Annotated in this window: 9 protein-coding genes and 1 pseudogene; 7 read left to right on the top strand and 3 right to left on the bottom strand. The window is 36.9% G+C overall.

All coding sequences use genetic code 11. From position 1 onward, the window contains the following. Positions 1–51: 51 nt before the first annotated feature. Positions 52–1,680: an MFS transporter gene (locus tag V4P56_RS00120; RefSeq protein ID WP_455482088.1), complete on the bottom strand. Its 1,629-nt coding sequence runs from the start codon at positions 1,678–1,680 to the stop codon at positions 52–54. A gap of 320 nt (positions 1,681–2,000) precedes the next feature. Here V4P56_RS00120 and rpsO point away from each other — a divergent pair, with 320 nt between their 5' ends. From rpsO to V4P56_RS00105, 3 genes are all read left to right on the top strand, one after another. After that, on the top strand, positions 2,001–2,270 hold the full coding sequence (gene rpsO, locus V4P56_RS00115) for a 30S ribosomal protein S15 (RefSeq protein WP_455482087.1): 270 nt from the start codon (positions 2,001–2,003) through the stop codon (positions 2,268–2,270). A gap of 236 nt (positions 2,271–2,506) precedes the next feature. Next, positions 2,507–4,702: a polyribonucleotide nucleotidyltransferase gene (pnp, locus tag V4P56_RS00110; RefSeq protein WP_455482086.1), complete on the top strand. Its 2,196-nt coding sequence runs from the start codon at positions 2,507–2,509 to the stop codon at positions 4,700–4,702. A gap of 72 nt (positions 4,703–4,774) precedes the next feature. Then, entirely contained in the window at positions 4,775–5,773 is a 999-nt protein-coding gene (locus tag V4P56_RS00105) for a class I SAM-dependent methyltransferase (protein WP_455482691.1), read from the top strand. An 18-nt stretch (positions 5,774–5,791) separates the two neighbouring features. Here the strand turns inward: V4P56_RS00105 and hslU are convergent, their stop codons facing one another. Together hslU and hslV are read right to left on the bottom strand one after the other, a co-directional pair. After that, the gene (hslU, locus tag V4P56_RS00100; RefSeq protein WP_455482085.1) at positions 5,792–7,102 is read right to left on the bottom strand and encodes an ATP-dependent protease ATPase subunit HslU; all 1,311 of its coding nucleotides are present in this window, start codon (positions 7,100–7,102) and stop codon (positions 5,792–5,794) included. Then, entirely contained in the window at positions 7,103–7,684 is a 582-nt protein-coding gene (gene hslV, locus V4P56_RS00095; RefSeq protein WP_455482084.1) for an ATP-dependent protease subunit HslV, read from the bottom strand. Positions 7,685–7,885: 201 nt separating this feature from the next. Between hslV and V4P56_RS00090 the strand changes: the two genes are divergently transcribed. The 4 genes and pseudogenes from V4P56_RS00090 to V4P56_RS00075 all read left to right on the top strand — a co-directional run bounded on the left by V4P56_RS00090 (position 7,886) and on the right by V4P56_RS00075 (position 12,359). Then, a complete protein-coding gene (locus V4P56_RS00090) occupies positions 7,886–8,875 on the top strand; it encodes an asparaginase (protein ID WP_455482083.1) in 990 nt (329 codons plus the stop codon). A 132-nt stretch (positions 8,876–9,007) separates the two neighbouring features. Continuing rightward, entirely contained in the window at positions 9,008–9,952 is a 945-nt protein-coding gene (gene coaA / locus V4P56_RS00085; RefSeq protein WP_455482690.1) for a type I pantothenate kinase, read from the top strand. Between the two features lie 9 nt (positions 9,953–9,961). Continuing rightward, complete coding sequence (locus V4P56_RS00080; protein ID WP_455482082.1) at positions 9,962–11,335, top strand: leucyl aminopeptidase family protein; 1,374 nt, start codon at positions 9,962–9,964, stop codon at positions 11,333–11,335. A gap of 161 nt (positions 11,336–11,496) precedes the next feature. Continuing rightward, positions 11,497–12,359 (top strand): annotated as a pseudogene (locus V4P56_RS00075) (C40 family peptidase). The last annotated feature ends 113 nt before the right edge of the window (positions 12,360–12,472 follow it).

Genomic DNA, 12,472 nt, shown 5'->3' with positions numbered 1-12,472 from the left:
ATAAATATGAATAATGCTGTTCTCATTACTTTACATACCAAACCTCTATCATCAAGGTAGGTAATTGCTAGAAGATTTTAAATGCATTTCGTTGACCTGTGGTATTGTCTGCCGTTCAATCATACGGTGTACTCTTATACCATTAGGTGCACAATTTAAGTGATGCAAACGCTTATTTACTTCTGCATCCGCCTTTGTACGACGATGATTATGGCGCAGATAGTCTACCCACGTTGGCATATGGTAAGCTTCTGTCCAACATTCAGGTCTTTCAAGATCACGTAAAAGAACCCATTGGCGAGCACCATCACGTAAACGAATATGACGACGACGTGTCATCACTTTGAGAAATTCTTCAAGATTATTTTCATGAATTTGATAATCAATCATAATCATGATTGGACCACTTTGTGCTTTTAGATCTAGTAAAAGCTCCGGCTCTCTGAAGTGATCAATTGGATCCAAGTCTATATGAGGAATTTCATGAATTTTAAACTTTACCCCTACAAAAAATCCAAAAACCAAAAATAGGGCACAAATACTCAAAGAAATGGTTGGAGAATAACCATCGGCCAATACTCCCCAAATTGCGCTTCCAATAGCCATACCACCATAAGATGCAGTTTGATACAAGGCTAAAGCACGTGCAACAACCCAACGTGGTGTGGAAAGCTGTACAGATGTATTAAATAGTGATAACGCCAAAACCCAACACAATCCTGCAGGAAATAAAGCAAGATGGCTTACAATCAATGAATGACTTATTGCTAAGAAAAAGCAAGAAAAAGCAAAACCGATAAATGCACCTGCAATAATTGTCTCTGAACTAAAATAGTGCCGCACAGATGAATTAATAAAACCAGCTGTAATCGCTCCCAAACCAAAAAAACCGAGTAATGTACCGTAAAGAAGTGCACTTCCCCCAAGGACTGTATGCACGACAATTGGCAATAGCGCTAAAATTGAAATCGCACCAACACCAAAAAGGAATGCTCTGACCATAATATTGAGAAGATTAGGCGACATTGCAACATAACGTAAACCATCTGAAACAGCTCCCAACAGTCTCTCTCGTGGCAATGTATTGTGTTTATAGCTAGGTTTCCAAAAAAACAAAGCACTAATTAAAGGAATATAACTTATCACATTAAATAAAAAAGCTACCGTTATACCCAAAGTAGCAATGATGACACCACCAATAGCAGGACCTATACTGCGCACCAAATTAAAGCCAACACTATTAAGGTTAACAGCAGCAGGAATATTTTCTCTGCTCACAATATCACCCATTGTTGCTTGCCAAGAGGGGTTGTAAAAAGCGTTTCCGCACCCAATCAAAAATGTAAAGAATAGCAAAAGCCAAGGTGTTAGAAAGCCCATATAGGACAAAATAGCCAACTTAATTGACACAATCATTATCATAATTTGCGCATACAGCATAATTTGACGTCGATTAAAATTATCAGCTAATGCCCCTGCCATCAGAGACAATACAACAAGTGGTAATGTTGTAGCGCTTTGAACAAGCCCAACCATAGAATGCGAAGAACTAATCAACGCCATTAACCAACCTACTCCAACTGCCTGTATAGTCCCCCCTAAATTAGAAGCAAGAGTAGCCGACCATAAATTTCGAAATGTTGAATTACGAAAAAGTTCTAATGTTGAAATGCTCTGCATCTTTTGCTCCAAACCTACATTCTATTGCTTTTGTTAATATAAATACGCTATGCAAAGCAGCAATCTTTGTATACAAAAAATGCATAATTCTTCAAAGGCCTCTCATAAAACAGCTTAAAAAGCAATGTTTCAAAACAAAATTTTTTATTAGAGAAGATTCTTAAGATACTTTCAAGGACTAGCATTTTAACCTTCTTTCCTATATAAACAGTAAAGCAGGTGAGAGTCTTTGGCTCCTCTTGTTTTTTCACAGACCCTTGCTGAACGACATCTCGGCTGTGGGTGACTTTTGTTTCTTCATTTTTCGAAAGGATAAAACGATGTCGATTACAGCTGAACGTAAACAAGCTATTGTCGCAGAATATGCAAATAAGGCCGGTGATACAGGATCACCAGAAGTGCAAATCGCTGTGCTTTCTGAACGTATTTCTAATTTGACTAATCATTTTAAATCTCACAAAAAAGATAACCATTCCCGCCGTGGTCTTCTAAAGATGGTGTCTCAGCGTCGTCGCCTTCTTGATTATCTAAAAGAGACTGACCAAAACCGTTATCAGACACTTATCGGAAAATTAGGTTTACGTCGCTAAAAGGAAAGTGGGTGGAGAGATATTTTTATAAAAAATACACTCATTTATTCCAGATCACTGCTTTGAGTTTTAAATTAATGATAACTGTCATGGAGCAAGAGTGCGAATTGCTTCGCGTTTAGGTTGTGAATTATTTCTTCTCACCAAAAGACACAAAGTATCTTGTTGTTCTGCCCATGGCTTTAAAATATGTTATACAAAACTGGAATGTGAACACTGGCTATTAAGGATAAAAAATGTTCAAAACACACAAGGTAGAAATTGAATGGGCTGGTCGGCCTCTTACCCTCGAAACAGGGAAAATAGCGCGTCAAGCTGATGGTGCAGTAATTGCTACCTATGGTGAAACCATTGTCTTAGCGACCGTTGTGTCAGCAAAAAGCCCAAAACCAGACCAAGATTTTTTTCCACTTACGGTTAATTATCAGGAAAAATCCTATTCTGTTGGTAGAATACCTGGTGGCTACTTCAAACGTGAAAGCCGACCAACCGAAAGTGAAACCTTGATTTCACGTTTGATTGATCGCCCAATTCGTCCTCTCTTCGCTAATGGTTATAAAAATGATACACAGATCATTGTTTCTGTTATACAGCATGATTTAGAAAATAATCCTGATATCCTTGCGATTATTGCATCTTCTGCTGCATTGACTCTATCAGGTGTTCCTTTTATGGGTCCCATTGCTGGTGCTCGTGTTGGATACTGTAATGGACAGTATGTTCTTAATCCTCATATAGATGAAATGCCTGAATCAAAACTTGATCTTGTCGTTGCTGGTACAGACAGCGCTGTATTGATGGTTGAATCAGAAGCACAAGAATTACCAGAAGATGTAATGTTGGGTGCCGTTATGTTTGGTCATAAAGGTTTGCAGCCTGTTCTTGATGCCATAATCAAGCTTGCTGAAGTCGCTGCAAAAGATCCACGCGATTTCATTCCTGAAGATCTATCTGATCTCGAAAAAACTATGCTGGAAATGTCTGAACAAGATATACGAAAAGCTTATACAATTACCGATAAACAGGAACGTTACGCTGCAATTGATGCTATTAAAACAGAAATTATCAATAAATTTATGCTAGAAACGGAAGAGAACTGTAAATTTAATACAGATCAAATTGCAACTATCTTCAAACAGTTGCAAGCAAAAATTGTTCGCTGGAATATTCTTGATACTGGAAAACGTATTGATGGACGTGACCTTTCAACAGTACGTGCAATTCGATCAGAAGTTGGAATTTTACCCAGAACACATGGATCAGCACTCTTTACTCGTGGAGAAACACAAGCAATTGTTATTGCAACACTCGGAACTGGTGAAGATGAACAATATATTGATTCCTTAACAGGCATGTATAAGGAAACATTCCTACTTCATTACAATTTTCCACCATTTTCAGTAGGTGAAACAGGGCGTATTGGTTCTCCTGGTCGCCGTGAAATCGGACATGGTAAGCTGGCGTGGCGTGCTATTCATCCCATATTACCAACTAAAGAATCTTTTCCTTATACCATCCGTGCTGTTTCAGAAATTACCGAATCAAATGGCTCCTCTTCAATGGCAACTGTTTGTGGAACTTCACTTGCACTGATGGACGCCGGCGTCCCTTTAACACGCCCCGTTGCAGGTATTGCCATGGGCTTAATTAAAGAAGGGGAACGCTTTGCTATTTTATCTGATATTTTAGGGGATGAAGATCACCTTGGTGATATGGATTTTAAAGTAGCAGGCACAGAAGACGGTATTACTGCTTTACAAATGGATATCAAAATTGATGGCATAACTGAAGAGATTATGAAAATCGCACTTGAGCAAGCAAAAAGTGGCCGAATTCATATTCTGAACGAAATGGCAAAAGCCTTAACTAATGCACGAAATGAACTCAGTGAATTTTCTCCACGCATCGAAATAATGAACATTTCTGTTGATAAAATCCGTGATGTTATCGGCTCTGGTGGAAAAGTAATCCGAGAAATTGTAGAACAAACTGGAGCTAAAATTAATATTGAAGATAATGGAACAATTAAAATCGCTTCTACCAATGTTAAAACCATTGAAGCAGCGAAACGTTGGATTCATTCAATTGTTGATGAACCTGAAGTTGGTGCTATCTATCAAGGAACAGTTGTAAAAATTGCAGAATTTGGTGCATTTGTAAATTTTTTTGGCTCACGCGATGGACTTGTTCATATCTCTCAACTCGCATCAGAACGCGTTGCTAAAACAACCGATATCGTTAAAGAAGGTGATAAAGTTTGGGTTAAATTAATGGGATTTGATGAACGTGGTAAAGTTCGACTATCAATGAGAATTGTTAACCAACAAACCGGCAAAGAAATTACCGATAATGCTTCAGTAGAAAAAGAAAATAACGCGGATGAACAAAATCAATCTGAAAAAAAATACCATCGTAAGAAAAAAGAAGAATAATTTTTTTCTATTGTTATAAAATAAAATGCCATCTCCATATTGGAATGGCATTTTTCTTTGAAAGAACCATATGTGTTATTATTTTTTCCTTTTAAAAACCATAAACTCCCATATCCCAATCCAAACCAATATTGGTTAAGTTTTGGTTTAACTGAAATTCCTGCCTCAGAATGGGTAGAAAACTTAAAGGTTATAGCGCCTTGGCGACCAGATTTTTTAAAATTTACTAATGCTCAATTTCACTGTTTTCCTCAAATAGACAAAACTTTCACTTATGATGGTGCATTTTTACAATTAAGTAAATATCGTGGTTTCAACCAAAATTGTTTTCTTGATTTTTTAGAATGCGTTAAACCTAGTGGATGGATTATCATTGGTGGAAATAAAACTGTAGGAGTTGCCTCAATGATGAAATGGGTTCAAACAATTGTTCCCATTACTGATAAATTATCTAAAAATCATGGCCTTGTGTTCTGGATTAAAGTCCCACAGAAGATAGATAGACAGAATCTTGCACATTTACGCTCACCACCACTTACTTTTGAAAATAAATTTCAAACTACTTCTGGAATGTTTTCACACGGTCGTATTGATCCAGGATCTGAGGCACTTGCTTTGTATATGCTCAAAATCATTTCTGGAAAAACTGCTGATTTCGGCGCTGGCTGGGGATTCCTTTCTTACATGGCACTTGAAAAAAGTAAAAAACTAACCGCTCTCGACCTCTATGAAGCCGACTACAATGCCTTAGAGGCAGCAAAAAAACACCTAAAATACACAACAGCTCCTCTTCCAATTAATTTTTATTGGCTTGATCTTGTGCATGAATCTATCACAGATTTATATGATACAATCATTTCAAATCCACCGTTTCACACACAACAAACCACCGATGTTTCATTAGGACAACATTTCATTATAAAAGCTGCAAAATACTTAAAGCCAGGTGGTAATCTACTTCTTGTTGCTAATCGTCACCTACCCTATGAAACATTATTGAAAAATACTTTCCGTACAGTATTGGTACATGAAGAATCCCGTAACTTTAAAATTATTGAAGCACGCCGATAAACGGAATAAATAAATAACCTAAAGAATGAAACGTGAAAGATCGACATCAGAAGCAAGTTCTCCTATAGATTGTCTAACATAAGCAGCATCAACTTTAAATGAAGTTCCGGCTTTATCAGGTGCAGTAAAGGAAATTTCATCCAAAACACGTTCCATCACTGTTTGTAAACGACGTGCTCCTATATTTTCAATCCTTGCATTTAGATCCACAGCAATATCTGCTAAAGCATCAATCGCATCATCGGTAATTTCTAAATGAACCTCTTCTGTCGCCATTAAAGCAATATATTGCTTAATCAAGCTAGATTCAGGTTCAGTTAGAATACGTCGTAAATCTTCTCTTGTTAAAGCATTTAACTCCACACGGATAGGCAAACGACCTTGAAGCTCTGGTAATAAATCAGATGGCTTAGAGACATGGAATGCACCGGAAGCAATAAAAAGAATATGATCTGTTTTAATTTGCCCGTATTTTGTAGCAATCGTTGTTCCTTCAACCAAAGGCAAAAGATCCCGTTGAACTCCCTCACGTGAAACAGTAGCACCTACTCCACCATCTCGGGTTGCGATTTTATCAATTTCATCAATAAAAACAATTCCGTCATTTTCAGTAACCCGCAGTGCTTCTTGAATAATTTGATCATGATCAAGAAGCTTTTCAGATTCATCATCAATGAGTGGTTTAAAAGCATCTTTCACCGTTGTTTTACGAATCTTGGTACGATTACTCATCTTACCAAAAATATCTGACAAATTCATAATTCCCATTTGCGCACCAGGCATACCAGGAATATCGAAGGTTGAAGCACCACTGTTATTATGGTCAGCCACCTCAATTTCAATTTCTTTATTATCTAATTCACCTTCGCGCAATTTTTTGCGAAAACTATCACGGGTAGCAGGGCTTGCTGTTTTACCAACAAGAGCATCTAAAACACGTTCTTCAGCATTAATGTGGGCTTTTGCTTTTACTTCATCCCGTTTCTTCTCACGCACAAGAGAAATGGCAATCTCAACAAGATCACGAATAATTTGCTCAACATCACGCCCTACATAACCGACTTCAGTAAATTTAGTAGCTTCTACTTTAACAAAAGGTGCTCCAGCAAGCTTTGCTAATCGACGTGCTATACCCGTTTTACCAACGCCTGTTGGCCCTATCATCAAGATATTTTTTGGCATAACCTCCTCACGCATTGGACCATCAAGCTGCTGTCTACGCCACCGATTACGCAATGCAATAGCAACAGAACGTTTAGCATCATTTTGACCAATAATAAAGCGGTCAAGTTCAGAAACAGTTTCACGAGGGGAAAATACAACACACATTCAAATAGCTTTCTTTAAAGAAGATAACTCTGTATCCAATATTTCAATAATAAAATGATCATTGGTATAAACACAAATTTTAGCAGCAATACCCATAGCTTTACGAGCAATAGTTTCTGCATCCAAATCCATATCTATCAGTGCACGTGCGGCTGAAAGGGCAAAATTTCCTCCAGAACCAATTGCCATAAGCCCATCTTCTGGTTCTAGTACATCACCAAGTCCCGTCAAAGCTAAAGTTACTTTCTTATCAGCGACAAGCATCATTGCTTCAAGACGACGTAAATAGCGGTCTGTCCGCCAATCTTTTGCAAGTTCTACGCATGCACGCATAAGCTGATCAGGATATTGCTCAAGCTTCGTTTCTAATCTTTCCAGTAATGTAAAAGCATCTGCTGTAGCACCCGCAAAACCAGCGATAACTGCTCCATTTTTTCCAAGACGACGCACTTTGCGGGCATTGCCTTTCATAATTGTTTGACCAAGTGAAACCTGACCATCGCCAGCTATCACTACCTTGTCATTTTTTCGTACAGTAATAATAGTCGTACCATACATTATGTCAGGCTTATGTTCTGCCATAAGGAAACTCCTTAATATTGATTTCTCTTCATTAAACGTAAAATTCTAATTACTACTGCCTTTATTTAAGAACATATACAGCAAAACACAATGATTAAGCAAAACTCAATTTATTGGAATAAAAAAATGATATTATTGTTGTCAATGTAAATTATTGCTAAATAACCTTTATAATTAATTTGTATCTTTAAAGGAAAAATTATGAAAAGAATAGCCATAGGAACATTGGGAGGAACAATTGCAATGGCTGTTGACAGTTTTGGTCAAATGCAACCAACTTTAACCTCAGATTTACTCATCAAAAGTGTTCCTGGCTTAAATAACGTTGCTGATATTTATGCGCAAACATTAACACAATTACCAAGTGGATCCTTATCTTTTAAAATTCTTTTTGAAATAATAAAATGGGCAAAACAACAAATAAAGGCTGGTGCAGAAGGTATTGTTTTAACTCAAGGCACTGATACACTAGAAGAAACAGCTTTTTTTCTTTCTCTATACTGGAATAGAGCTGAACCACTTGTTATAACTGGTGCGATGCGCATACCCTGTGAAGCAGGTGCTGATGGACCTGCTAACATTTTAGCAGCAACACGAGTTGCTGCTCATTCACAAAGTTGGAATAGAGGTGTTCTAGTTGTAATAAATGATACGATTCACTCGCCTTATTGGATTCAAAAAAGCCATACCGTTAAAATTGAAACATTTCAGTCAGGTTTGACGGGTACTTTAGGAACCATTTTGGAAGGAAAGCTGATTTATTTCAATGATAAAAAATTCTTCCCTATGACTTTTAAACTCCCCCAAAATGATAATCATCAAGTTGCCCTTCTGTATTCCTCTTTATCCTCTGATACACAATTAATGAAATTTTGTCTTGAAAGTGGATATTATGTAGGCTTAGTTATTGCCGGCTTCGGTGCGGGGCACTGCAGCTTTCAAGAAGCAGATATCGTGCGACAATATGCACAAAAAATGCCAATCGTTATTGCTAGCCGTTGTTACAATGGCTCAACAACCCGTGTAACATACGGCTACAAAGGCTCAGAAACTGATATGATTGCTTCTGGTGCTCTCATGTCTGGTTATTTATCAGCTGTAAAAGCACGTTTACTTTTATGGACTTTTTTGGCACAAGGACTGTCATTAGAGCAAATTAGTGCATGCTGGAATGACTGGACTATAAGCTAATTAAAAATTGTCTATTATCTAAACCCGTCTTTCTATTGCTAACTATTACTGCAATCAAAAAATTCTCAACCACTAAAAATAACCGATATGACCATATCAAAAATTGACCAAGAAAATGACCTGATCAAACCCATTGCTGATCGATACTCCCCTTATAGTGTTTTTACTGCACAAGAATGGTCTCAATTTCGTGCAGATACACCACTTACTTTGACTTTTGATGAAGTTAAACGCTTACGCTCACTTGATGATCCAATTGATCTTGAAGAAGTACAACGTATTTATCTTTCTTTATCACGTCTATTATCATGCCATGTTGAAGCAGTACAAGAACTTTTTCAAAAACGTCAGCAATTTTTACATCAAGAAGGTACAAAAAAAACTCCCTTTATCATTGGTATTGCTGGCTCTGTCGCGGTAGGCAAATCAACAACTGCTCGTATTCTTCAGGAACTTTTAAAACGTTGGACATCCAGTTTTAAAGTTGATCTGATTACAACCGATGGTTTTCTCTATCCTAACACTGTATTACAGCAGAAAAATCGTATGAACCGTAAAGGATTTCCTGATTCTTATAATATTAAAAAACTACTAAGCTTTCTTTCTGCTATAAAAGCCGGTATTGGTAATGTTAGTGCTCCACTCTATTCTCATATGACCTATGATGTTTTGGAAAACCAAAAAATTATTATTGATCGTCCCGATATCTTAATTGTTGAAGGTATTAATGTACTACAAGTTAGTGATCTTCCTAAAGATGGAAAAGTTATTCCTTTCGTTTCAGACTTTTTTGATTTTTCAATCTATGTAGATGCTGAAACAGAAGTGATTCGTCGCTGGTATTTGGAACGTTTCAAACATTTGCGTAAAACAGCTTTTCAAAATCCTGAATCCTATTTTCACCGTTATGCTTTACTCAGTGAAAAAGAAGCTTCTGAAATTGCTGAGAATCTTTGGCAAACAATTAATTTAAAAAATTTACAAGAAAATATATTACCAACACGACCACGATCTAATCTCATTTTACGAAAAGGAAAAAATCATCTAGTTGAATATGTAGCACTTCGACGATTGTGAGGATCCAATATGAATTTACACCAGATTAATTTTATTTCAACACGTATCGATAATAGTTGTCCTATCTTCTTGGTAAACCCCGAAAATCTTGCTGATTTATCGCTTGATGAATCAACAAAGGTATGGATGAGAGTTAATGATTTCACTGGTAAAGCAGGACAAATATTATTCATTCCTCACCAAACTGGGCAGTTAAAAAAAGTTTTATTTGGACTTGGTAATGGTGACAATCCTTTTATCACAGGGCTCCTTGCCAAACAGCTCCCTTCTGGCAATTGGCATCTAGAAGGATCAGCCGCAAATGAAATAAATACTTATCTTGGATTGGCATTTGGAAGCTATCAATTTAACCGTTATCGAAAAAATTCTTCTCTCAAAGCATTATCGATCTATGTGCACGATACAGTTGATATAAATGAGTTAAAAAGAATTTATAAAACAGTCTTTTTCGTTCGCGATCTCATTAATATCCCAGCTAATGATATGAATCCGGATACTCTTGAGAAAACAGCACGTCAACTTGGAGAAACATATAGCGCTCATGTTACAAGTATCTGTGGAGATGAACTCCTAATACAGAATTTTCCAATGATTCATGCCGTAGGGAAGGCCAGCAGCACTGCACCACGACTTATTGAGCTACAATGGGGGCAGGAAAATCATCCTAAAGTAACGTTAGTTGGTAAAGGTGTAACCTTCGATACTGGAGGATTAGATATTAAATCAGCCAATAATATGTTGTTAATGAAAAAAGACATGGGGGGAAGTGCACATGTTTTAGGACTAGCTAAGCTTATCATGGATGCCAAATTACCTTTCCGCTTACGTGTTCTGATTCCAGCCGTTGAAAATTCAATTTCTGCCAATGCTTACCGACCAGGTGATATTATTAAAAGTCGTAAAGGATTGAGCATTGAAATTGGAAATACAGATGCTGAAGGCCGACTTATCCTTGCCGATGCGCTTACCTATGGTGATGAAGAGAGCCCACAATTTATGCTTTGTATGGCTACGCTAACAGGAGCAGCCCATATAGCATTAGGCCCAGATCTTCCTGCATTTTATTGTAATAACTCAATATGGGCACAAAAAATCTCTCAATCTGCTCACTCTGTTTACGATCCTCTTTGGCAAATGCCACTTTGGAAACCTTATCAAGAAACATTATCCTCACCAATCGCTGACCTTAACAATGTAACCGGAAATAACTTTGCTGGCTCCATAATTGCCGCTTTATTTTTGAATTATTTTGTTGAAAAAGCTGAACATTTTGCTCATTTTGATCTTTATGGGTGGATTCCAAAAGAAAAGCCAGGCCACCCTGTTGGTGGCTCTGCACAGGTTATTCGTGCTCTTTATAACTTTTTTAAGAATCAATCTTGACATAAAATACCCACAAAGATGGACAATATTGGGTATTTCAAAGTGGTTACTTAATACCTTAAATTACGACTTTGTATTTTATTTAAGGATAAAAAATCCTGCTAATGCAGTTATTATTATCTTGTTTAAAGATAAAAAGTTAAAAAATGAATGGTAAATAGATGGTCTATAAAGACTCAAAATTATACACATCCAAAGATAATCTCATAGATCAATATCTTGAAACAAAAATTACAGCTCAGCGCTTTATTTTAGGTAAAAAAAACGCGTCAATACAGCTGTCGCTGGATTGTTTAAAGAAAACAATAAAAAAAGTCAAAGACAGACAGAGTGCTTATTAGGAGAAGAGCTCTTAATCCTTGAAGAAGGGGAAATTATGTCATTGGCTCAATCACTTAAAGATGGCTATGTGGGTTATGTTGATACGACAATTCTTTGTACATCAACCATAAAACAAACACACATAGTTTCAGTACCACGCACATTTCAATATTTACAAGCCGACTTACATGGACCAATGGAATGCTCCTTATCTATGGGAAGCAAAGTAAGTGTTATTGATGAAACTGAAGTCCGAGGTACAATGTATTCTATCCTTGAAAATGGAAAAGTAATCATTACTCGTCATCTCAACCCTATTGGACACATGTTCGAAGATTACGTTACAGTTGCAGAAACTTTTATTCACACACCTTACCTTTGGGGTGGTGTCAGTGGTTTTGGAATTGATTGTTCAGGACTGGTTCAGCTATCTATGATGATGACTGGGCAAATAATTTTACGCGACACTATCAAACAGCAAAAAACTATAGGTAGACAACTAACAGATAGTGACAAACTTCAACGAGGTGATTTGATTTTTTGGGAAGGCCATGTCGCCATCATGATTGATCATGAAAATATAATCCATGCAAATGGCTTCTCTATGGACGTTATGATCGAACCATTAAAAGAAGCAATCATACGCATAGCTAAAAAGCATCAATATCCCGTAACAAAACGTCGACCAATTCAAAAAATATAATATATGCTATAAATATAACACACCTCATCAACATTTTATGACGTTTTTTTCATCAATCTGCTTGAGTTATTAACAATAACAAAACCCGTAGCTATCACTTATTTCATATATAA

Source organism: Bartonella sp. B35(2025) (assembly GCF_053794465.1).
The sequence above is the reverse complement of the archived record's forward strand: the minus strand, read 5'-3'. Positions and strand labels throughout refer to the sequence as shown.